The sequence below is a fragment of the Aphanothece sacrum FPU1 genome, from assembly GCF_003864295.1.
GTDB classification, from domain to species: Bacteria; Cyanobacteriota; Cyanobacteriia; order Cyanobacteriales; family Microcystaceae; genus Aphanothece_B; species Aphanothece_B sacrum.
The window spans coordinates 691,182-715,336 of record NZ_BDQK01000001.1 but is presented as its reverse complement, the minus strand read 5'-3'; the positions used below and the strand labels follow the sequence as shown (position 1 = coordinate 715,336).

The 24,155-nt window shown below is 37.2% G+C and carries 19 protein-coding genes; 7 read left to right on the top strand and 12 right to left on the bottom strand.

All coding sequences use genetic code 11. From position 1 onward, the window contains the following. Positions 1 to 24: 24 nt before the first annotated feature. Positions 25 to 822: a Uma2 family endonuclease gene (locus AsFPU1_RS03255; RefSeq protein WP_125061042.1), complete on the top strand. Its 798-nt coding sequence runs from the start codon at positions 25 to 27 to the stop codon at positions 820 to 822. 21 nt (positions 823 to 843) lie between these two features. On the opposite strand, the gene AsFPU1_RS03250 is transcribed toward AsFPU1_RS03255, so the two are convergent. After that, positions 844 to 1,476: a DUF1176 domain-containing protein gene (locus AsFPU1_RS03250; RefSeq protein WP_125061041.1), complete on the bottom strand. Its 633-nt coding sequence runs from the start codon at positions 1,474 to 1,476 to the stop codon at positions 844 to 846. A 20-nt stretch (positions 1,477 to 1,496) separates the two neighbouring features. Continuing rightward, positions 1,497 to 2,546: a leucine-rich repeat domain-containing protein gene (locus AsFPU1_RS03245; RefSeq protein WP_124972691.1), complete on the bottom strand. Its 1,050-nt coding sequence runs from the start codon at positions 2,544 to 2,546 to the stop codon at positions 1,497 to 1,499. 780 nt (positions 2,547 to 3,326) lie between these two features. Between AsFPU1_RS03245 and trmFO the strand changes: the two genes are divergently transcribed. Then, positions 3,327 to 4,709 (top strand): FADH(2)-oxidizing methylenetetrahydrofolate--tRNA-(uracil(54)-C(5))-methyltransferase TrmFO, encoded by a 1,383-nt coding sequence (trmFO, locus tag AsFPU1_RS03240; protein ID WP_124972689.1) that lies wholly within the window; start codon positions 3,327 to 3,329, stop codon positions 4,707 to 4,709. 138 nt (positions 4,710 to 4,847) lie between these two features. Here the strand turns inward: trmFO and AsFPU1_RS03235 are convergent, their stop codons facing one another. Both AsFPU1_RS03235 and priA read right to left on the bottom strand, forming a co-directional pair. Next, positions 4,848 to 5,027, bottom strand: a complete 180-nt coding sequence (locus AsFPU1_RS03235) for a hypothetical protein (RefSeq protein WP_227873409.1) — start codon at positions 5,025 to 5,027, stop codon at positions 4,848 to 4,850. Between the two features lie 297 nt (positions 5,028 to 5,324). Next, a complete protein-coding gene (priA, locus tag AsFPU1_RS03230; protein ID WP_172957457.1) occupies positions 5,325 to 7,871 on the bottom strand; it encodes a primosomal protein N' in 2,547 nt (848 codons plus the stop codon). A gap of 851 nt (positions 7,872 to 8,722) precedes the next feature. On the opposite strand from priA, the gene AsFPU1_RS03225 reads away from it, so the two are divergent. Beyond that, on the top strand, positions 8,723 to 9,850 hold the full coding sequence (locus AsFPU1_RS03225; protein ID WP_124972685.1) for an RNA polymerase sigma factor, RpoD/SigA family: 1,128 nt from the start codon (positions 8,723 to 8,725) through the stop codon (positions 9,848 to 9,850). A 3-nt stretch (positions 9,851 to 9,853) separates the two neighbouring features. Further along, positions 9,854 to 10,312, top strand: coding sequence for a GNAT family N-acetyltransferase (locus tag AsFPU1_RS03220; RefSeq protein WP_124972683.1), 459 nt, complete (start codon positions 9,854 to 9,856; stop codon positions 10,310 to 10,312). Between the two features lie 62 nt (positions 10,313 to 10,374). On the opposite strand, the gene AsFPU1_RS22940 is transcribed toward AsFPU1_RS03220, so the two are convergent. The 4 genes from AsFPU1_RS22940 to purC form a co-directional block, all read right to left on the bottom strand. Continuing rightward, on the bottom strand, positions 10,375 to 10,785 hold the full coding sequence (locus tag AsFPU1_RS22940) for a hypothetical protein (protein ID WP_227873408.1): 411 nt from the start codon (positions 10,783 to 10,785) through the stop codon (positions 10,375 to 10,377). A gap of 112 nt (positions 10,786 to 10,897) precedes the next feature. Then, a complete protein-coding gene (lpxC, locus tag AsFPU1_RS03210; protein WP_124972681.1) occupies positions 10,898 to 11,731 on the bottom strand; it encodes a UDP-3-O-acyl-N-acetylglucosamine deacetylase in 834 nt (277 codons plus the stop codon). Between the two features lie 32 nt (positions 11,732 to 11,763). After that, on the bottom strand, positions 11,764 to 14,031 hold the full coding sequence (locus AsFPU1_RS03205) for a BamA/TamA family outer membrane protein (protein ID WP_125061040.1): 2,268 nt from the start codon (positions 14,029 to 14,031) through the stop codon (positions 11,764 to 11,766). A gap of 137 nt (positions 14,032 to 14,168) precedes the next feature. After that, a complete protein-coding gene (purC, locus tag AsFPU1_RS03200; protein WP_124972679.1) occupies positions 14,169 to 14,900 on the bottom strand; it encodes a phosphoribosylaminoimidazolesuccinocarboxamide synthase in 732 nt (243 codons plus the stop codon). A gap of 168 nt (positions 14,901 to 15,068) precedes the next feature. On the opposite strand from purC, the gene AsFPU1_RS03195 reads away from it, so the two are divergent. The 3 genes from AsFPU1_RS03195 (at position 15,069) to ilvB (ending at position 18,112) form a co-directional block, all read left to right on the top strand. Continuing rightward, a complete protein-coding gene (locus AsFPU1_RS03195) occupies positions 15,069 to 15,347 on the top strand; it encodes a DUF7219 family protein (RefSeq protein ID WP_124972677.1) in 279 nt (92 codons plus the stop codon). 134 nt (positions 15,348 to 15,481) lie between these two features. After that, positions 15,482 to 16,045, top strand: coding sequence for a cyclic nucleotide-binding domain-containing protein (locus AsFPU1_RS03190; RefSeq protein WP_124972675.1), 564 nt, complete (start codon positions 15,482 to 15,484; stop codon positions 16,043 to 16,045). A gap of 285 nt (positions 16,046 to 16,330) precedes the next feature. Continuing rightward, positions 16,331 to 18,112 carry a biosynthetic-type acetolactate synthase large subunit gene (gene ilvB / locus AsFPU1_RS03185; RefSeq protein ID WP_438357505.1) on the top strand — a complete coding sequence of 594 codons (1,782 nt, stop codon included), beginning with the start codon at positions 16,331 to 16,333 and terminating at the stop codon, positions 18,110 to 18,112. A gap of 417 nt (positions 18,113 to 18,529) precedes the next feature. Here ilvB and AsFPU1_RS03180 read toward each other — a convergent pair whose 3' ends face one another. From AsFPU1_RS03180 to AsFPU1_RS03160, 4 genes are all read right to left on the bottom strand, one after another. Next, complete coding sequence (locus AsFPU1_RS03180; protein ID WP_124972238.1) at positions 18,530 to 20,155, bottom strand: IS1634 family transposase; 1,626 nt, start codon at positions 20,153 to 20,155, stop codon at positions 18,530 to 18,532. 484 nt (positions 20,156 to 20,639) lie between these two features. After that, positions 20,640 to 22,292 (bottom strand): DUF6930 domain-containing protein, encoded by a 1,653-nt coding sequence (locus AsFPU1_RS03170; protein WP_124977486.1) that lies wholly within the window; start codon positions 22,290 to 22,292, stop codon positions 20,640 to 20,642. Between the two features lie 95 nt (positions 22,293 to 22,387). Next, a complete protein-coding gene (locus AsFPU1_RS03165; protein WP_265415791.1) occupies positions 22,388 to 23,452 on the bottom strand; it encodes an RNA-guided endonuclease InsQ/TnpB family protein in 1,065 nt (354 codons plus the stop codon). Then, positions 23,448 to 24,038, bottom strand: coding sequence for an IS607 family transposase (locus AsFPU1_RS03160; protein WP_124977461.1), 591 nt, complete (start codon positions 24,036 to 24,038; stop codon positions 23,448 to 23,450). The genes AsFPU1_RS03165 and AsFPU1_RS03160 overlap by 5 nt, the downstream gene beginning before the upstream one ends. Positions 24,039 to 24,155 lie beyond the last annotated feature (117 nt).

Genomic DNA, 24,155 nt, shown 5'->3' with positions numbered 1-24,155 from the left:
ATTAAAATAAAATTTACAGTAAAAATGACAAAATTTACTCGTTTTCCCCCTCAATCTGATCCTCCCCTATCTCAGGGAGATACTTTACCAACCATGTATGATTTACCTAGTGAAAATCCAGAGGAACCGGGTTTGCCAGACGAATACCACTGTTATCAACCTGCTTTATTACGCCAAACCTTTAAACCGTCTAATTATGAAGAAAATCAAATATTTATCGGCACCGATATCAATCTTTATTATGATGTTCGTCATGTTAATTGGTATAAGCGTCCTGATTGGTTTGCAGTAATGGGGATTGAAAGATTGTATGAAAATCAAGATTTAAGGTTAAGTTATGTCATTTGGCAAGAACAAGTTAGTCCATTTATTGCAGTTGAATTACTATCTCCTGGGACAGAAAATGAAGATTTAGGAAGAACCGTGAGACAATTAGGAAAGCCTCCTACGAAATGGGAAGTTTACGAAAAAATTCTCAAAATTCCCTATTATATTGTCTTTAGTCGTTATACCAATGAGTTACAAATTTTTCAGTTAATGGGTGGTCAATATGAACGGAGACAATTAATTAATGGACGTTTTCCTTTGCCAGAATTAGGATTAAGTTTAGGACTATGGCAAGGAAGTTATGAAAATATTAACCGTCTTTGGTTACGTTGGTTTACCTTAGAAGGAGAACTGATTTTTAATGCTTTAGAATTAGTGGAAATAGCTAAGCAAAAAACCCAACTAGCTGAACAAAAGACTCAACTAGCTGAACAAAAAGCAGCTAGACTAGCCGCTAAATTACGAGAATTAAATATTGATCCCGATAATCTTTAATTCTGAGGTTTCGTTAGCCGATTAAGGATAAATTTGAGAATAATTTTCAGGTTCGATATAGGTTCCATCACAGGCTTCTTTTGCCCGATATTCTAATAGTTGAAATCGTGTATTTTTCCATTGATATTTAGCTAAAGAACCGCAATCGGATAATCCTCTATATTTAGTAATAACTGTTAAGATTTTATTATCAGTATTATAAGTAGGAAATCCAGCTATTGAACTAACTTTTATTTTAGTAGGTTTGCGAAATGTTTCTGCATCAAATATCTCTAATTCTAAAGGAGTTAGATAATTGCCTGACGGTTGTTTTTGATAAAGTAAATATTGATAATTTCCTTGATAAGCCCCCATAAAACAGAGAAATTCCACTAAATATTTATCTTTTCCTAATGGATAAACAGATGACAATTCTTTAGAAAAATTTGGATCAATTTCTCCTTCACAAATTGAAAGCTTTTTAATGTTTTTTTGAAGATAAGCTAAGATATCTGTTTGCAGTTCCTTGCTGACTATTTTATTAGAGGAATTTAACTGCATATTAGAGATTTCTTTTACTTTATTTGGATCATTTATCAAAGAACAACCCTCAGTCACTAATAATAAGATTAATGATAAGGTAAAAGTTGAAATTTGAGGACGTTTCTTCAACATAATTAAATTATTTAACCTATCTAAAATTGACAAATTGACTCAGGTTGAATCGGACAAACTTTATTATTTATTGGATTATTAGATAGTTCTAATTTTTCTAGTTTACCCAAAGAAGCAAGAAGACTAATCTCTTCAATTTTATTTTTTCCTAGTTGAAGATCAGATAAATAATTAAGGTTTGTTAAAGGACTAATATCTTTAATTTTATTATTATGTAAATATAGAGTTTTTAAGTTAGATAATGATGATAAAGGTTCAATATTATCCACTTGATTATTATCCAGAATTAATAGAGTAAGATTTGATAGTTCTGATAAAGGAGTAGCATCATAAATTTGGTTATTAGTCAAAATTAGCACTTTTAACTGATTGAGGTTGGCTAAAGAAGTTAAATCAGTTATTTTGTTATTTGCCATAGAAATTCCTCTCAATTCCTCAAGAGAAGATAGAGCATAAATATTAGTAATTTTATTATTATCAAGAATTAAAATATTTAATTTAGTTAACGAAGATAAAGCATTAATCTCTGAAATTTTATTAAAAGGAAGATAAATATGAGTTAAATTTGTCAGAGAGGAAAGAGGTTTTATATTATTTACTTTATTATTCCACATCCAAAGAGTTTCTAGCTTAGTCATTCCTGACAAAGCGTTAATATTACTAACTTGATTATTGGATAACTCTAGTTTTTCTAAATTAGTTAAAGATGAAAGAGGGTTAATATTGGAAATATTATTATCAGCTAGATATAATTTAGATAACCGTTTAAAAGATGATAAAGGAGTAATATCTGATATATTAGTTCCCGATAAATCTAATTCATTTCGTTCAGATAATTCATGAAAAGCGGCGACACAATCTTTTTCTTTTACTATCTTTAATAAGACTTCAATCGTGTATTTAGTCTCCTTAGAAAGATGATCTTTTCCAAAACATAACTCAGTAAAAACAGTAGTAGCATTGAGAGAAGTATAATTAAGAACTGTTTCATTTAAAATCAAAAAGAATAATAATCCAGTCAGAAATTGTATGATACGAGAAGACAGAAAAACAACTTTGAGACGTGACATATAAATAACCTACTGATAAAGGTAAAAGTTAAGATAATTTCAATGATTCAATAAGCATTATGGGAAATTAGAACGATGAATGACCCTAGATTCGTTTAATTATAGTTGGGAACGCTGGAATAGAAGATTCTTAAGATTTGCTTTGACTGCTAAGTAGTCGGACATAAATAAAGTCAACTGTCTTAAGAAATGTAAATTAGCTGTTAACTCTCTCTCTGCTTAACTCAATCAGTAGCGTTTATTTTTATCCAGGTACTTATGAGAGGGTGTTAACCGTATTTTCACCAGTGTAGCAGATGAAACTTAAAAACGGAACAATAATTAAAATGTAGTGATCAGGGGACTAAAGATTTTTGTTCTTGGTCACCACTTTCAGTTATTTAGAAAATCATGATTATTTTCTAATTTATTTTACTCGTACGAATTAATTTTACAACAAATAATCATCAAATCACACCTATTAATGACGAATCAAAAGTAAAGTATGTTAATGATAAGAGTCTTCTTGATATTTTTGGAGTAGAAGAAGTCATGACAGAAAAACAAGAAATTAGTCCATCTCAAGCGGAGTCTTTGGTTGATTTTTTTAATCATTTGAGTCCTAAACTCGCTTTAACTTCTCATAACTTTCTTTTGTAATAAAGAACTAGAAAAAAATACTAAAAACTTCCTAATTAATTATTTTTCAACTAGGCCAGGATTATCAGAGCGAACCATAGATTAAGCTATACTAAAATAAAGATATTCTCAGTCAACCAATAAGAAACTAGAACTTAATTAATGATATCTTCAACAGCAAAAGTTCAAGTAATTGGTGGCGGTTTAGCAGGAACCGAAGCCGCTTGGCAAGTTGCACAAGCTGGTATACCCGTCATCTTACACGAAATGCGCCCAATTCGTACCAGTCCCGCCCATCATAGCCAAGAATTAGCCGAATTAGTTTGTAGCAACTCCTTTGGGGCCATGTCCAGCGATCGCGCTGCCGGACTCCTCCATGAAGAATTACGCCGTCTTGGTTCCATTATAATCCAAACCGCAGATCAACACGCCGTCCCTGCGGGTGGGGCCTTAGCCGTAGATAGAGGCATCTTTAGCCATCAATTAACAGAAACATTATCTAATCATCCCCTCATTGAACTAAAACGCTCAGAAATAACCGAAATACCCTCAGAAGACATCGTCATTTTAGCCACTGGCCCCCTCACCACTCCCTCCCTAGCAGCAGACTTGCAAAAGTTCACAGGAATGGAATATATGAGCTTTTTTGACGCAGCAAGCCCTATTATTGTAGGGGAGTCCATCAATCAAGACATCGCTTTTTTAGCCTCCCGTTATGATAAAGGAGATGCCGCTTATTTGAACTGTCCCTTCAACAAAGACCAATATCTACAGTTTAGAGAAGCCTTATGTCAGGCAGAACAAGCCGAATTAAAGGATTTTGAACGAGAAACTGCCAAATTTTTTGAAGGATGTCTACCTATCGAAGAATTAGCCCAACGGGGAGAAGAAACCATGCGTTATGGCCCCCTTAAACCTATCGGCCTCTTTGATGGACGTTTAGGAGACTTTCGGGAACCAGAAAATAAAGAAAAACGCCCCTACGCGGTGGTACAGCTACGCCAAGAAGATAAACAGGGCCAATTATGGAATATGGTCGGATTTCAGACTAATTTGAAATGGGGTGAACAAAAAAGAGTATTTAGACTAATTCCTGGCTTAGAAAAGGCAGAATTTGTCCGGATGGGAGTTATGCACCGTAATACTTTCATTAACTCTCCCCAACTACTTGATCCTACCTTACAGTTTAAAATTCGTCCGACCCTTTTGGCGGCCGGTCAATTAATTGGTACAGAAGGCTATACTGCAGCAACCGCAGGGGGTTGGTTAGCGGGGACAAATGCAGCGCGACTGGTGTTAGGGTTAGAGACAGTAACTCTCCCAGAAACAATGATGATGGGGGCGTTATTTGAGTTTATTAGTAGTGCATCTCCTAAACATTTTCAACCTATGCCTCCTAATTTTGGTATTTTACCAGAATTAACCGGTAAAATACGCCAAAAACGGGAAAGATATGGTAAATACCGCGATCGCGCTTTAAGTGACTTAAATGAGTGGCAATTAAAATTAAATAATAAGCAAAAAAATCTAGTTATTTTGTCATAAATTAACACAAATTTGTCAAGTTACCTGAGTTCGATGTAATAAAAAGGAGAAAATTCGTCAAAAATTAAGGAACATCTTGAGAAAATAAACACAGCAATTCAAGCCAGTTAGTTTTTAAAAAATACTGGCTTAAAACGCCTATTTTGGATGAAGGTCAATTTCATCTATCAGGATAATACCTTTTCCCTCTAGAGGATTTTCTGTTGAGTTGGCGATCGCCAGACGACGAGCGAGATCACTAATCATAGCAATCAGACATTTTTCTCCATCGGAGAGTTGATTTACCCGAAAAATTTGCCCATTTTTCTGAATTTCCATTCTTAAGGGGCTTGATGTACAAAAAAATAATCGATTAATTCATCAGAAAAATATAGAACAAAAAGGAAAATTAAGAGTTAGAGAAAAGGTCACAAAAATGGTTTCTACCGTACAAGTTATGCTAAATTATTACAAATGATAGACCTTAACTCGTTCATAGTTAAGCTATACAAACAAAGGTTGCCTACACAATCTATAATGAGCGTCCGCGCAGGCGGACTTAGTCTTTATAGGATCAGACTTGAGTCTGTCATTAATTATTAATTTAACATAACAAGTCCGGTAGAACCAAATATTCTAATCAATTCTTAATGGATCAATATCCAAACTAATACTAACTGATTGAGGACATAACTTTTTAAACTCATTGACATCAGGTATAATTACTTCAGGATTTGGGTCAAATTTTAATAAAATATGCCAACGATAACGATTAGCAATTCTCATAATACTAGCAGGAGCCGGCCCTAATATTTCACAACCTGACCCTATTTTTTGCTGACAAAATTCTCCTAAAATCATTGCTGATTGTTGTACTTCTGCTGCATCTAATCCACTTAATCGAATTAAAATTAATCGCCCATACGGCGGAAAATTTAACTCTTGTCGTCTGGGTAATTCTTCTTCAATAAATCGATGATAATCATGTTGTTTAACCGCTTGAATTACCGGATGTTCAGGAGAATAAGTTTGTATAATAACTTGTCCTGGTTCGTCCCCTCTCCCTGATCTCCCTGCTACTTGTGTTAAAGTTTGAAAAGCTCTTTCTGCGGCTCTATAATCAGATAAGTGTAATAATCCATCAGCAGAGACAACACCTACTAAGGTAACTTGAGCTAAATCTAACCCTTTAGTTAACATTTGTGTCCCTACTAATATATCCGCTTCCCCTTGAGCAAATTGGGTTAATAATCGACGATGGGCCCCTTTATTTCGAGTGGTATCACTATCAAATCTTAGGGGACGCAATTCAGGAAATTCTTTGACTAATTCTTGAGTAACTTTTTGTGTTCCACTGCCAAAAAATTTAAGATAAGGTGACTCACATTCAGGACATTTAGGGGGTTGAATTTGACTATGGTTGCAATAATGACAGCGCAATAATTCTGTCGCACCTTCATGGGTATAATGATAGGATAAAGATACGTCACAATTGGGGCATTCCATCACATAACCACAACTTCTACAAGAAACAAAGGTGCTGTGACCCCGACGATTAATAAATAAAATACCCTGTTGTTGTTTTTGTTTTAAATTAACTAACGCATCTTGTAAAGAATAACTGAAAATAGAACGATTTCCCTGTTTTAATTCTTGTCTCATATCGACAATTTCTACGGGTGGTAAGGGACGAGATTGAATTCTTTCTGGTAAGGATAAGTAATAAGAGGGACGGGGTGATGGGGTGGTCGCTACGCGCACCTTCGGTGGGGAGTGATGGGCTGAAGATAGGGGAGGTTTAGTAATAGAAACCCAAGTTTCTAAGGAAGGAGTTGCTGAACCTAAAACTACCGGACAGTTTTCTAATTCTCCTCGCCATTGTGCTACATTTCTGGCATGATAAGTAGGTAATATTTGGGTTTGTTTAAAGCTAGAATCATGTTCTTCGTCTAAAATAATTAATCCCAGATGGGGTAAAGGCGCAAAAACTGCTGAACGGGTTCCAATAATAACTTGAGGTTCTCCGGTTAACATTTGTCGCCAAGTATCGTATCTTTCTCCATCGGATAATTCACTATGATAGACACATACTTTTTTCCCAAATCTGGCACGAAATCGATCTATTAATTGAGGGGTTAAGCCAATTTCAGGCACTAAGACTAAGGCAGATTTTCCTTGTTTTAATAAAGGGGCGATCGCTTGTAAATAAACTTCGGTTTTTCCTGAGCCGGTGACTCCATGTAATAGTATTTTAGCATAACCTTCTACATTATTAATGATTTCTAATGCTCTAGTTTGAGAAGCATTTAGTTGTTTAGCTTGATCTTTATTTTGTTTAATACCTTGATCTAGCCTTAATATTTCTTGATCTTCAATAACAACACACCCTTTTTTCTCTAATTCTTTAACAATGGATTGACTTCTTCCCTGACACATTTCTAATAATTGGGTTAGTAATAATTCTCCACCTTCATGACGCAATGTTTGTAAGACTTCTAATTGTTTTGGAGTTAAGTCTAAAGGAAAATTATCTATGACTAAAGTAACGGCTTTTTGTAGTTTCGGTTGGGCATTTTTGGGAGGCTCTAAATAACTTTCAATCCAACCCCGTTTAATTAATTCTCGAATTCCTCGATTTGCACCTTTAATTTGACGCTGTAAATATTGACTACTATAATCACCTTCTTTTTGCGATCGCAATAAATTCAAAATTTTAAGTGCAAGGGGACTACAAAACATTTCGTACCCAGGAGGAAGACTCTCTTTTTTTAGTCTAATACGAAGTTGCGATCGCCCTAATAACCCCGGTGGTAATGCACCTCTAATTACAGTAATAAATTCGGTACAGTAGTATTGAGAGACTTGCTGAAGTAATTCCCAATAAGTATCAGGAAAACATAACGATATAATGACATCTTCTACCTCTTTGACCTTGGAAGTATATAGGGTGTCTGGGAGAGAATTGACGAAACGAATGGCTATCGCGCCGACTATTTGAGTACCAAAAGGAACGCTTAAAATATCCCCTGGTTTGATAGTTAAATCGCTTCTAAGGCGGTAAGTATATAACCCCTGTACGCCTGGACAATCAATTAAAACATCAATCCATTGGGGTGAAGATGAGCTTAATTGATAGGTAGATTGAGTTTCAGCGACTCTAAAACTGCCAGGGGGATAAGACATAATCTTGGATTTTGAGGAATTATTAAATATTTAACTAATATTTAATATTAACAAATAACACAGATAATAATACAGGTAAGATGGCTGTGTTACATAAGCTAAGACGAATTTAAACTGTATATTGGCAAAGCGCGGAAATAAACCGTCAAATCATCAAACCATCACCTCATCACCTCATCACCCCATCACCCCCAATGAGTAATTTAGATGCATGACAGCTTACCCCCATTGTGTTAAGAAAGATCATCTTTTCCTAGGCAAATCTTAAAGAAATCAGTTAAAGTATAAATGCATACGATACTTATTTTTATTTCCGATTTTCCCCTAGCTTATCTGACTTTTTTTTTGTAACATAACTTTATATTAAGCTTTTGAGTAATTTGTTCTCCATCAGATAAGTGAATCGAGATCAAACCCATTGATATCCGCTTTGATTCTAGAGTTGAGCAGACAACAAAATGTTAACCAATTGTAAATTAATCCTAAACTTATGGGATACGCCTCACCAAATTTGTCATTTTGTAATTAGACAAACAAAAACTGTCAATGGTTCTGTTAGTCTGATAAGCAGCAATTGTCCCGAACCTATGGTTCTTGAGGCTAAAGACCACATTTCCCTCTAAAGTCAACATTCTACAGGTCTGTTATAGTTTTTCTGTTTTGGATTTGTTTGTTTGAGATTTTTGATTCCTTGTTGTCTTAAATAGGTGAATCATTACTTAAGAGAATCTTAAGTTTGTTCAAACAAGTTAATGGAGTGTAACAGTCAGCACTACAGAAATTATGAACCTTGTTAGCTGCTAATTGTTCCCTGGCCCGTTTTACTTTCTTGTCGCTTTTTGTCCCCGTTGATGAACATGAATAATATGCTAAAAAATCCTGAATTAACTGACTCCTTTACTCCTGAAGTATTAGAAACCTTAGATTTCGATCACAGTGAGAATGATCTTCAATCGATTCAAGTTGAATTTTCTGAATTAGCCGATGAATTGGGCAATAAATATCCGGCTGGATATCGCAAGACCATGTCTGATGATACGGTAGGAGCATTTTTCAAAGAAATGGCTCGTTATCCCCTGCTGAAAGCAGAAGAAGAGATTGAACTGGCTTGTAGTGTTCAATTTTTGGTAGAAGCTGACGAAAAACGCCGAGAACTACAAGAAGAACTCAACCGTCCCCCCACAAAAGACGAATGGTCTAATGCACTGGGTTTTGAGACTGCACGACAATTTGAAACTCGCCTTTATCGGGGTCGTACCGCCAAACGCAAGATGATTCGCTCAAATTTGCGCTTAGTTGTCTCCATTGCTAAACGATATCTCAATCGAGGAGTGCCTTTCCTAGATTTAATTCAAGAAGGGGCCATCGGACTTAATCGGGCCGCAGAAAAATTTGATCCCAATAAAGGTTATAAGTTTTCTACCTATGCTTATTGGTGGATTCGTCAGGCAATCACCCGTACTATTGCCAATGATGCCCGTACGATTCGTTTACCCATTCATATTGTAGAAAAGCTTAATAAACTCAAAAAAGCGCAACGTATCTTAAAACAACAATTACAGCGTAACCCCAGTGAAAAAGAACTCGCTGACGAATTAGAAGTGACTCCCCCTCAACTACGTCAGTTACTTCAATTAAGACGACAATCTTTATCTTTAAATCATCGGGTAGGTAAAGGAGAAGATACAGAATTAGTAGATTTACTCGAAGATCAAGAGTTACAACTGCCTGAAGAACGGATGAATGAGGGGATGCTACGGCAAGAAATCTCTGCAGTTTTAAGCGATGTTCTCACAGAACGGGAAAAAGATGTCATTTCCTTGCGTTATGGTTTATGTACCAGTCAACCCCATACTTTAGAAGAAGTAGGAGGAATGTTTAATTTGTCACGGGAACGAGTCCGTCAGATTCAGAGTAAGGCCATGAGAAAATTACGTCGTCCCCAGGTGGCCCGTCGTCTTAAAGGATGGTTACATTAATTCATGGAAGGAAATCTTAAGATACGTCCTGTTCAACTTTCGGACGTTTCTACCCTATTTTCTTTGATTACGGCATTAGCTGAGTATGAGAAACTTTCTCATCAGGTTACAGGAAGTCCCCAAGCGTTAACCGATCATTTGTTTGGGGAGCGAACCTATGCCGAATCTATCTTAGCAGATTGGGAAGGAACGTCCGTCGGGTTTGCTTTATTTTTTCCTAACTATTCGACTTTTTTGACTAAACCGGGTCTTTATCTAGAGGATATTTTTGTTTTGCCTGAATATCGTCGTCGAGGTATTGGTAAAGCACTGTTAAGTTATGTTACACAGTTAGCCGGCCAGCGAGGGGTGGGACGGTTAGAATGGACGGTATTGGATTGGAATGATCCGGCAATCGCGTTTTATCGGAAAATCGGTGCAGATATATTGCCTGATTGGCGTATTTGTCGCATTACATTTTAAGTAGTATTGTAAGTTGGGTTGACGAATTAAAGGGTTCTGTAAATTTAATCTCAACCATATTTTTAACTTTCTATACCTTCCCAAAGTTCTTCAATAGGAAAGGTTTTTCCTCTCTTTCCATCTAAAATGCTTTGTTTTAAATCAGCTAATATTTCTTCTTTACTGTCTTCTATTTCTTCTTCTTCAGATGGTAAAAGACTAAGGATATTTTCCCAAATGTCCAAGAAAATTAAAAAATACGTTGTGTTAGTTTTTTTTTCTAACATCTCTAATTTTACTTCTTTGATTAATTCTAATATTTTCTCTTTAGAATTATAACCTTTATTTTTTGCTATTTGACCCATTTTTTCTAGTTCATCGGGTTCATTTTCTGCGACGATAACTATATTTACTTCACCTTCACTAAATTCTTGAGGAACTTTTGCTTTAACTTCACCATCTTTAACAATTCCTTTTATCTGTATGATTCTCATAATACTGAAGTTTTTTTTTGCTTGTCATTATAACATAATTATCTAATTTTTTATTGTTTAATCTTAGCAATACTTTGTTTGATAAATGTCTTCAAGTTTAAAAAATTATTAATTAATGACTAATTGTATGATATTTTTCTGAAATTTCTTGAGCTAACTGAACATGAAGTTTATGACTAGCTTTATAGGCTAAAAAATGAGCTTGAGGAATAGTTCCTAATAAACTTAAATCTCCGATTAAATCTAATAATTTATGACGTACAGGTTCATTATCAAACCGTAAGGGAGGATTTAACCAACCTTGGCGATCGCAGACTAAAGCATTATCTAAACTGCCCCCTTTAATTAACCCTGCTTGCTTCAATTGTTCAATTTGATCAGCAAAACCAAACGTTCTGGCCGGGGCAATCATTTCAGCAAAAGATTCTTGTTTAGGACACCAACTATACCACTGATTTCCAATTGCTTCATAAGCAAAATCAATCCCATAACTAAAACGTATTTCTGAAGCAGGAATAGCTGCTACAAAAGTGTCGCCATCCCGCACCCATATGGGTTCTAATATAGGGTTTGCTGACTCTAATTTTGAGGGAATAAAGCCAGATTTAACCAAAGCTTCTAGCCAAATTTTAGCCGATCCATCTAATAAAGGAACTTCCGGTCCATCAATTTCAATACGAGCATTTTCTATACCAGAGGCCACCAAAGCAGCTAATAAATGTTCTACGGTACAAACTTGAGCATTTCCTACCCCTAATTGAGTAGATAAAGTAGTTTGATTAACAGCAGAAACATGAGCAGGAATAATAGGTTGATCCGGTAAATCGACCCGCACAAAATAACGCCCCTCTCCAGAATTTGCGGGTAATACTTTAACCTGAGTATTAACCCCAGAATGTAAACCAATACCGGATAAAGTAAATTCTTTGTCAATTGTTGATTTCATAGCTTCCCTGATAACTATTAACTATTAACTGATTAGAATCGTTCTCCAATACCAAAATTGAGACGAGAATCCCCATCATTACTAAACCCATAATCTACCCGAATGGGGCCAACAGGGGATTGAATTCTCAATCCAATACCATATCCATAACCATCACTCGGTAAACCACGAACTACTCCAGGAATACCTCTAACCGAGCGTTGAGACTTAATCGTACTGCCATAATCAAAAAAGAAGACTGCCCCTACAGAGGGAATAACGGGAAATCGATATTCTGCCGTTGCTTGGAAATAACTACGACCACTTCCGAGTTCCCCTTCATTATAGCCCCGAACTGAGTTACTACCCCCCAAGACAAAGGCCTCATAAGGGGGTAAATCATTAAGTACCGTTCCTAATTGAACATTAAAAGCTAAAGTTTGAGGTTTAGGCTGATTTTCCTCAATAAACCCGAAATCAACCAAATCTACCGGAATATAATGACTGTAATTACCTCTTACACGAGTAAAAGCAATACTACCCGACCCTACCGGAACAGTTTGTTCTAGACCAAGACGTACTACATAACCACTGGTAGGACGTAGAGAATTATTACGAAAATCTTGAGAAGCAGCAAAACTAACGGTTAAGAGGTCATCTTTCCCCGAATCACTAAAGGATAAAGGTTGTTCTGGAAAACCATTAAGGGGAGCGGATAAAGGAGCAACATCACCATCATCATTTTCTATGACCACTCGTTGATAACCAATACCAGCCGATAATCGCCAATCAGGTATACTAAAGGGGTCATCGGCCAAGGGACGAGCAAAAGTAACCCCTCCCCCAGTACGCACAACCCTGGGACTATCAAAATTATTTAAGGTTCTAATAGATGAGTCATCCCCATCAAATACTAGAGAAATGGTTTGTCGCCGAAATCCGTTAACCGTATAAGCAGTACGGAAGGGATCACCAGCAATCCAAGGATCAGTAAAATTGACATCAAATAGTAATTCCCGTTCCCCAACTTGAACTTCTCCCCCAATAGTTTGATTATTTCCTCCCAGGTTTTGTTCTTGATAACTAATTGTCCCAAATAATCCGCTAGTGGAACTAACCCCGGCCCCAGTGGCCAGTGATCCCGTATTACCTTCTACCACATCGATATTAACAATAACTTCCCTGGGGTCTTCTCCTGGACTAAAGGAAATCCTGACATCTTCAAATAATCCTAAGCTGAAAATACGTTGTAAATCTGTTTGGGCCGTTTTTCGGTTAAAGACATTACTGGGTTTTAACTTCATCTCACGGGTGACAATAAAATCACGGGTTCTACCGTTAACTGGTTCATCTTCTGCGTCAAAAAATCTTACTTGAATATTTTCAATAACCCCTTCAGAAATCTCTAGGGTTACAACCCCATCTTCCCCTACTTTCGGGGAACCAATCACTTGCGCTAAATCATAGCCTTGTTCTGAGTACCATGTAGTAATGGCTTTAATCCCACTTTGTAAGTCTCTGAGGTTGAGAACTTTGCCGTATTGTTTACCAAAAATCTTTTCAACCTCTTCTGCTGGTAAAACTCGTGGGGTTTCTGTCGCTGGAACCGTATCGATAACCACTTTTTGCAAAATAGGGTTAGAAGCAACGGCAAAAGTAATGCGTACCCCTAATGGTGTATCGGCCGGTGTGACTTTAACATTGGCGAAATATCCGGTGGCATAAATCGCATTAACATCCTGTTGCAGTTGGGAACGGGTGGCCGTTCGTCCTGGTTTGGTTTGAATGGTGTTATAAACTAAATTTTCTAATTCTTTGTCCACACCATCAACTAATACTTCCACCACTAAGACTCGTGGTTCTGTACCTGATGGGGTTTCTCCTGTCGGTAATATAGGTTTTTCAACTGGACTAGGAATTTCTCCTGAGGGGGGTTTTGGTTGAGAGGTGTCTGGTGGAGGTGTTTCAGTCGCGGGGGGGGGACTCCCTTCTCCTTCAGGTTGGGGGGTTGGGGGTACCTCAGAAGGAACAACAGCAGGGCTAGAATTCGATTCCGCCGCGATCTCTTTTTCTAAGGAGAAAACAGGAACTTCAACCTCAGACTCAGCATCAGCTAAAGGGTTCTCCTCGTTCCAATTTGGCAATTCTGACTCGGTAACAGCTTTAGGGATAGCTTCCAAGTCGCTTTGGGCGGCCGCCGTCGTTAAAGGGGCATTTTCGGCCCTAACGGATTTTCCCTCATGGAACAGAGTTGTTGTAATCAATACAATTCCCAACAAAGGAGATAAACGTAACCTTTTAATCTGGTTTGACACTTCCACACACCCAATCAAGCTATAACGTTCTTAATATAATCCATTGCCTATTATTGACTCCATCATAGTCAATAGAGTGCCTAAAAGCTGAGCCAAAGTACCCAGAATCCTGACTGTCACTACAGTAGAATGTTCCAAGTTCTTTAGGGTTTTTCGGAAGCAATTTTCTCTAAAACCCTTTGTTGAACCTCTTGATAAGCAGCCTCAACTTGACCTAAATCTCGCCGAAATCGGTCTTTATCTAGCACTTTTTCTCGTGGATCATTTTCTGTGTGATCCCACAACCGACAAGTATCAGGGCTAATTTCATCGGCTAATAATAGTTTTCCTTGACTATCTAAGCCAAATTCTAATTTGAAATCTACTAGGGTAATTTGACAACTGTTGAAAAAATTGCTCAAATGCTGATTAATTTTTAAAGCTAAGCTTTTTAGTTCTTCTACTTGATCGGGGGTACTTAAGTCTAAAATTAATAAGCGATCGCTTGTTAATAATGGATCTCCTAATTCGTCATTTTTTAGGTAAAATTCTACTAGGGGAAAAGGTAAAATCTGACCTTCGACTAATCCGGTTTGCCGGCACAGACTTCCAGCCGCAATATTCCTGACCACTACCTCAAGGGGGATTATTTTGACTCGACGGACTAACATTTGTGTGGGGGCTGGTTGGGCGATAAAATGGGTGGAAATGCCGACGGATTCTAGCCATTGAAATAAGGCGGTAGAAATTGTACAATTAATTTCTCCTTTGCCGACAATTGTCCCCTTTTTTAAAGCGTTAAATGCCGTTGCATCATCTTTGAATTGTGTCAACAAAACCTCCGGATCATCGGTCGGATAGAGAATTTTGGCTTTTCCTTCGTAGAGTTTTTCCATTAGTTATTTACAATTGTAACAGTGAACATTTATTAACCCAATTTGCCTCGACCGAAGGTCGGTGAGATGCTATTTTCTCACAAATTAAATAGAACCGCTATAGAAACTTACGTTATTCATCATCAAGCAACCAGAAAAATAGTCAACCTTGGCCAATAAAGTATCACTATGACGACTAATCCCAATCACGAGCAATTTTTTTATCCCCGTAGTTCCTACTATGGAGAAATCAAACCCGAAAACTTGGTTTTCAATGCTAATTTACAAGAGTTTGCTCAACGAGTTAGCTATCTGTGTAACTTAGAAACGGGGGGTAAAATCCCCCCAGATCAAGCTTATCATCAAATTAAAGCCCTCTGGAAACAACTCAAAAAAAGTAAAAATGAACTTCAAATCGGGGAAAATCCTTTTCAAGTAGAGGGTGACGACCAATCCTCAAACACTTAAAAGGTTTAGCTTTCTTGAATTTCTTAGATACTCGCTTTTGAAGTCGTTCAAGCTGACGCTCTGACTTTCTAAGATATCTAAGATAATCTAAGATTATCTTAGGTTTCGCCATTGCTATAGTAAAGAATTTGTGTATGAAGAAAATTTTATTTCTCTTTGGAGAATTAAACGATGATGATCTCGATTGGATCATTGGTACGGGAAAAATCGAACAAATTCCTACGGGAACAGTTTTGATTCAAGAAGGAGAACCGCTAGACTACCTTTATCTTCTATTAGAAGGGACGATGACAGTTTCCGTTTCTGTGTTTGACACCACCCAAGAAATTGCTATCTTGGGAAGTGGGGAGGTATTTGGCGAAATGTCCTTTATTGATAATAGTCTCCCCTCCGCAACCGTAGAAACCATTGACGATTCCCTAGTTTTGTCGATTCCTCGTCAAAAATTAGCTAATCGACTTTATCAAGATATTGGCTTTTCTTCCCGTTTTTATCGTGCGATCGCCTTATTTCTTTCTACTCGCTTACGAACATTGCTCAAAGAATGGGAGGTGGAAAAAGAATATTTAGCCCCGCAAACCGTCCATAAAGAAGATTTTCCCTCCAGTTTCCTAGATAACCTTCCTTTAGCTCAAATAAGGTTTGATTGGTTGTTGCAACGAGTCAAGAACTTAGAACAAGAAATTAACGAATCTTAATCGTTGATTTAGAATTCAAACCCATTAATCTGACCATAATATAGAAATAACTACTAATTAATTGAGTTCTTGTCTCGACAACTCTCACCTAATTATCGTAAGCTATAAGGTCAGATAGCTTAGCCATGTTGATAATTTTTGTGTCGTATCACAGACAACAAAAAACAAAACTAGAATATAAACAATAGACAAATTGAGACGGTGCGCCCTGTGGTTTCTTCAATCGAAAAAATAATTTCACCTTCAGTCGCAACTCCCCAACGCCGGACAGGTGCTTTCGTGTTAATGGATAGTCTGGTACGTCATGGTGTTAAACACATCTTTGGTTATCCAGGAGGAGCCATTTTACCTATTTATGACGAATTATATCGCTCGGAAGCTAGGGGAGAACTTCAACACTTTTTAGTCAGACACGAACAAGGGGCCGCTCATGCGGCTGATGGTTACGCCCGCGCTACTGGTAAAGTGGGGGTCTGCTTTGCTACATCAGGACCAGGGGCCACAAACCTAGTCACGGGTATTGCTACTGCTCATATGGATTCTATCCCCATGGTGATCATTACAGGTCAAGTGGGACGGGCCTCTATTGGTAGTGATGCGTTTCAGGAAACAGATATTTTTGGCATTACCTTACCTCTAGTTAAACATTCTTATGTGGTACGTCAAGCCCAAGATATGGCTAGAATTGTAGCAGAAGCTTTTCATATTGCCAGTACGGGACGGCCAGGGCCGGTTTTAATAGATATCCCTAAAGATGTGGGACTAGAAGAATGTGATTATATTCCCGTTGAACCCGGACAAGTTAAGTTACCTGGTTATCGGCCCACCTTCAAAGGTAACTCCCGTCAGATTAATGCAGCTTTACACTTGATGGCAAGTGCTGAACGTCCTTTATTATATGTAGGAGGAGGTGCGATCGCCGCTAATGCTCATAATCAAATTAAGGAACTGGCCGAACGTTTCCAATTTCCTGTTACTACTACTCTAATGGGAATTGGAGCTTTTGACGAACATCATCCCCTGTCAGTGGGAATGTTGGGGATGCACGGAACCGCTTACGCCAATTTTGCCGTCAGTGAATGTGATTTATTGATTGCTGTAGGGGCAAGATTTGATGATCGCGTAACGGGCAAATTAGATGAATTTGCAAACCATGCTAAAGTCATTCATATTGATATTGATCCCGCAGAAGTGGGCAAAAATCGGAGTCCTGAAGTCCCTATTGTGGGGGATGTGCGTCAGGTATTAGAACAACTTCTACAAGGAAGCAGGGAATTAGATTTACCTGTGTCTTCTCAAACAACTCAATCTTGGTTGGAACGCATTGACCGTTGGCGCGAAGATTATCCTTTGACTGTTCCCCATTATGATGATAGTATTGCACCTCAAGAAGTTATTGTGGAAGTAGGCCGTCAATCTCCCCATGCTTATTACACTACTGATGTCGGACAACATCAAATGTGGGCCGCCCAGTTCTTGAAAAATGGCCCCCGTCGTTGGATTTCTAGTGGTGGCTTAGGAACAATGGGTTATGGAATGCCTGCCGCTTTAGGGGCAAAAGTCGCTCTCCCTGATGAAGAAGTGATCTGTATTAGTGGGGATGCCAGTTTCCAAATGAATTTACAGGAATTGGCGACCCTAGCACAATATGGTATTAATGTCAAGACTATTATTATTAATAATGGTTGGCAGGGGATGGTGCGTCAATGGCAACAAACCTTTTATGGGGAAAGGTATTCTTCCTCGAATATGCAGCCTGGAATGCCTAATTTTGAACTGTTAGCTCAAGCATTTGGGGTTAAAGGCATGATTGTACGAGAAAGGGCTGAACTTTCAGGGGCTATTGCCGAAATGTTAGCACATGATGGCCCAGTATTAATGGATGTCCATGTCACCAAAGACGAGAATTGTTATCCGATGGTGGCTCCTGGTAAGAGTAATGCTCAGATGATTGGTTTACCAGAGCGTCAAGGGACAGGGGAAACAACAGAATTATATTGTAGCCATTGTGGGGCGAAAAATGCCACAACGAATCATTTTTGTCCTGAATGTGGGACTAAGTTGTAAATTAGCTTAATTTTTCATCTCCTTCAGCCTTTCCTATAATAGACATCTCCAGAAATTAACCTCAAACCCTTGTAGCATCGCAGTGAAATCTTTGTTTTTGGAGATGTCTAATGGGAAAGGTTTTTTTGATTATAGTAGTCGAAGTAATGGTTAGGATTTTTCTATTGTCTATTATCTTAGATTCCGCACTTCAAAATGTAGTATTAAAAAATACAGAGCTTTGAAAAGGCAAAAAATTCAGATGGAATAAAGAAAAATTCTCAATCCATCAGATGTTTGGGTGAACTTATCAAATTTAGAATATTTTAACTCGTTGAAAATTAGAAGAAGTCACCACAAACAGAGGAGTATTTCCCCTCCTCTGTGAATATTATTCAACTCTTATCGATTTATTCTTTTTGTTGTATTTGCTTAAAATTATAGATAATATTTTTGACAAGATGCGGGCAAACAACTTAAAATAAAACGTCTTTCTTCCGTTAAATTAACAATCTGTTTTACTTCGTTTAAAATTACAAAATGAATCCCTTGGAAACATTGAAACATCCATCTCAATGTAGGACGCTCTGTTAATTTACCAACTTGATTTTTGACTCCTACCTTGGCTCTTTTTAAACACTTTCTTAGTTCTCTTTGTCCCAAGTTATACAGGAGCAAACAGAAAGACATCAAAAATAACATTGTCTCTATTCTTTCCGGTTTCTCGACAAAAAAACTATCGGCAAAAAATAAAGGATCTTTCAAGAATCGAAATCCTCTTTCAGAAGATTGCTGATTTTTATAAGTTATGAGAATTTCAGTCGGCTCTAATTTATTTTCCTCTACTAAGTTAGTCGCTAAAATAAATCTCCCTGATTCTTTAGTTCTTTTAGCTATCTCTTCATTATTTTTCTGAGCCAGACCAACAATTTTATAAATCGTTTCATTTTTCTTAGAGCAAGCTTCAATAAGTTCAACTTCTATTATTTCAAAAAATCTCAGTTTTTTGTTAATGGCTTTTAATTTATATCTAGCAGATTGGGGATGCTCAAATTCTTCAGATTGTAATTGTTTAAGAAGTTTTTGGCATTTATCTTCTTCTTGTTTGAGTTGTTTTTCTAGTTTCTCTAAGTCACTTTTTTGTCTTTTTTCACTTGATACTATTAACCAAGTTTGCTTGATTCCACCATAAGTTACTATTTCCTCTTTCCAAGTATAACCTTCTAAATGTAGGTGACTTCTTTTCTTTTTTTCGTCATCTGTTATTTCTTCTATTTCTACATTTTGTATTAATTCTTTCGCTTTTTTGAGGGTCATTGGAACCCTAGTTATCCATTTTAAATGTTGGATTAGTTTGAGATTTTCTTGACTATATAAAGCACTATCACAGACCATGATACTGTCAAACTCTATTTGTTTTTTAAATTCTACTAAGATTTTTCCAAATACGGCTTTGTCAGCCTCATTTCCATCTCCAACTCTGACAAATAAGGGTAAGTCTCCATCTTGGGTTGTTATTAAGTCTAAAACGCATTGTTTTAAGTCTGGTCGATGGTCACGAGAGTATCCTTTCTTAATAAAAATTGGTCTTTCTTTTATAATCTTTTCTTCTTGCTCTTTCTCGTATTTTTCTTCACTTTTATATTCTCCATCTAGATGGAATGATGTGGCATCTAAATGGGAATATTTAATCTCTATTTCAAATTTATTTATAACTTCTAAGATAACTTCTATAAAGAGATTATTTAGTCCATATTTATATAATTCATCCATGACTCTCCCAATTTTATCATCATTTATATAATTAGGTTCTATTCCTTCTCCTAATAATTTTTCGACGGCTTTATCTTCAAAAAATTGGCTAAATAAATATAGGGGTCTTGAGACAAATCCTAGTCCATTGATGAGAATGGACTTAACTACCGTGCCTGCTGAGATTTTTTCTCTGACATCTATTCCTAATTTATTATTGATTATTTTGACTATTCCTATTTCATCAATTAATCCGGCTACTATGCCTAAATGGTCTATATTTTTAACTTCTATTTCTTCTAGATAAGACACTTTTTCGTTTTTCTTTATGGTGGATAACTCAAACAATTATCTCATCTTTTTGCCTCATCTTCTTTAAGCAATTATACTTAGAACAAATTAGAAAAGACTGTAGTATTTAATACTACTTTTTTGAAGTGCGGAATGTGGGCTGTATTATTCTTACCGCAGATAATTGTTAAGTCTCCTAACTCAATTTCTGCTTGTTTGATATAGCCTAAATTAGATATTTTAAACTTCATATTATACTTCTGACTTCTTAAAAATGGTGGGTAACAACGCGGATAAAAAATGATTAGTTTTTCATCAAAATCATTGCCGCGTTTAACCCACCCTACTATATTGACACAGCTAAAATAGTGTATTAGGATTCGGGTTTGTTGGGTTTCGTGCCTCAAACGCCACTTCCTCTACTTGGGGAAACCCCAAGACCGGAGTGGCTCCCCAACCTACAATCTATTGCAACATTTTAGATGAAACAGTCCACTACAATCTTTTACTCTTCTTCAAAATGAGGCATTAAACGTAAGACTCCCATAGCTAAGGCTTCAGGATCAAAAGATTTCGCCTCAAATAAAGCCAACATATCAGGTAACTGAGGATTACCACGAGAAGTCCCCGTCACTCCCATAGCCACAATTAAACCACAGTATCCGTCAGTTTGCTGACAACGACGATCCCATTTACGACGAGCTTGAATATGATCAGGATCATTGCCCATAAATTCGCCAAAAATATATAAAACACCACTCCCTGTTTGTAAAATACCCAAATCATAGTTAATATCTTCCCAAGGATCTTCACCAGGATTAAAACAAATTCCTAGTAAATTTTCCTCTTCTTGAAGAGTTTCAATCATTTCTTTAGCTTTAGGGCGAGAAGTTTGTACCAAAATAACTGGTAATCCTTCCCCTTTAGGAACAGCCCCCAAAGAATGATGATAAGTTTTAGGATTATTTTGTATTTGTTCCACAAGATCCCAAGGAATCATCCCTAAACTCAAGAAAGCCTTCTCAGGAATCAAATCATCTCGAATGGGTAATTGTAGTCTGTTAAACTCATCCTCATCCTCATCCTCATCCTCCGAACTTTCTAGCATTTCTAAAAAATCTGCTGCCAGTTCCGGCAAAGTAAAGACTTTTAAAGAAATCCAGGGATTTTCCTTAGATTCCGCAACCGAAGAAAACCGATAAGACTTCTCTAACTTACCGATGGGATCTTCAGATAAAGCTCGTTTATTGCCCCGAAAGAACTTTAAAAAGCCTTGAAGGGCAAAATAAACCACTTGAGCCTCATCTTCATCCAGAAAAGAACGAATCCCTTCATAGGGGTGAATACTGCCAAACAAAGGACGAATTTGATCCGCTTCTAACTCCTCTAAATCTAACTCATCCTCTTGATGAAGTTCTTGGTCTTCCTCATCTAAGGGTTCAAAGTTGAGAAACCAACAATCTTGACCTAAAAAGGCCTGTTCTAACTGATCACCCGATTTATCACTTAAAGCGGCCTGACGGAACTGTTTTAAGGACTCTAGGGAACGATATAAAATAATCCCATATTCTTGACCCGACATTCCCATGACACAGCCATAAACTGTACCAATTTCCCAACGATTGAGTTCAATGGCAATAATGTCATAATCTGCTAATAAATCCCAAGGTTCTGCTTTCCAAAAGTCTTGGGAAGCTTGTGTGAGTAAAGCTTCGTAAGCGGGAGGTAGAGCCGGGGGCCGACTGTGATCTACTTCCTCAAAACTGCGAAATAATTGGTCAATTAGGGGTAAATCCGGTACATAATCAATAGTAATATCCAGACTTTGTAAAGCTCCTCGCAGAAAGAATTGTAGTTCTCGGTTGCGTACCACAATTTTTTGCGGTCTGGCGGGTTGGGCCGGACTATGGGGATTTTCCATGGCTCGTAAGAGTGTACGAACCACTGCTTCGGGCCCCACATCTGAAGGGGTAATATCCATGGCCCGAACAAAACCTTCTGAACCATCTACCCAGATGATACATTCCTCATCTCCTTGAGTTCTGTCTGGTGACGTGCCTCTAAAACCGATTACGGAACGGCGATCGCCTTCCCACACACTAGGAATTTGAGGGATTTTCTGAAGCCGACGTCTGGTTGTCTGAGGCAAATTATTCATACCATTATTGTAGATGGGGGGGGTAGACTTTGGCACAGAAAATTGACACTCCCGATACTTTTTCACTAACATTCACTAACATTTCTATTAATGGGTTAACAATGCACAATCAAAGAGTCTTTGATTGAGGGTGTATCTACCAAAGCACGAAGGAAAATCCCCCGTGCGCCATTTAGATCCCTGTCCATTTTTTGCCCGTCAATTTTAGATTTAATTACTTTTCTACCACCCAAGTTATGTATTAATTCACCAGTCCAGCTAACAGTTTTAGACGTATAAGCTTCACAACAATCTATTACCAATTTACCTGTTTCAAAAGCTTTATGCTTAAGAAATTCAGAAAATCGATAATGCGACCAACTAAGCATTTGTCTAACTGATTTTGTGCGAATTTTTCTGCTATTTTTAAGAACCATTTCTGATACTTCAAAAGTAGGCAAAAGAATAACATCATAGTTATCGACCAAAAAACGGGCAATTTTATGATGAAGTTCATCAATCAAATTCCTGATTCTTGTTCTTAACCTATCACACGCTTTTCGATAACGTTTTCTGGTTTTGGCATTAACTTTGGTAGAACGGGAAATTAAATTATCTAATTGATAGCATAAACGTTGAATCTTTCCTATGTCCCGATTACCAATCCAACCGAAACTATTGGGAGAAAATAATGTTAGAAAACTTCTAACACCAGGATCTAAGGCAACGATACGTCCTTGGTTATCGGATTCGTATCGTTGCACTTCATAGGGGACAGTTAAATAGTATTCACCATTCCTGGCTACTAATCGACTATCCCCAAGCTTAACAGGCAATATTTCAGTGTAGCGAATTGCCCCTAATATTGTATGGTATATTCCTTTATCTGAAATAGCCGATTTAGGGATATAACAAGATTGTTGTTTATCTTTGCGGGAACGAAATTTAACTCGTTGAATTTCTTTTGTTTTTATATACTTTTGCTTTGCATTTTTAACCGCAGTACAAGCATCTTTGATAGCAATACTTTTTATTTGATAAGGAACTTCTTTAGCCCATTCTGGAAGATCGTTTATAATACCTGTTTTAATTGCTTTCCAGTTAGCCTTTGTTTCTGGTTCCTGCAAATATTTAACAGTTTTATTGAAAACAAAACGAGAAACCCCAAACCAGTGTTTAATGGTTTTCTTCTGCTCCGTTGTGAGGTAAATTCTTATCTTCTTTGATTTTCTTAGAGTATTTTCTAAGTCCGTGCATTCGACAAGAGAAGATGTGAAGTATTGAGAGTAAATCGGCGGTAAGCTCAGATTCGGGACTGTGTACAGTTTGGTCGAGAACCATGATTTGTCCACCGTTTCGCTCAACCATGTATTGTATAAGCTCGAATCCGAATCGACATAATCTGTCTCTATGGGCAACAACAAGTGTGAGCTTATCTCCTTGCAATAATCTGTCCAGTATGGTTTTAAGCCCTTTTCGTTTGAAGTTAAGCCCACTTCCAATATCTTTGATGATTTCTGCTTCTGGATAGAATGAGTACATGAAGTTAACTTGTCGGTCAAGGTCGTCTCGTTGCTTTGTTGAACTGACTCGGCAATAGCAAACAAGGGAAGTTCTAGTTGCACCATTAATGTAGGATTGGACATCGTACAATCGTTGTCCAGCTTCATTTTTAATGCTTTTGATTTTTCCTTCGTCGGCATATTTTCTTAATGTATTGGGATGAAAACCCAAAATTTCAACAGCTTTTCGTAATGGAACAAACATTCGCTGATTTGTTAGCGTTTGTTAGTTAATGTTAGCAAAATGGTAGCTAGTTGTCAACCTCGCCGTATAACGGCGGGGATTCTTGGTTCAACGAGTCCACTTAATTTTAACAAATTT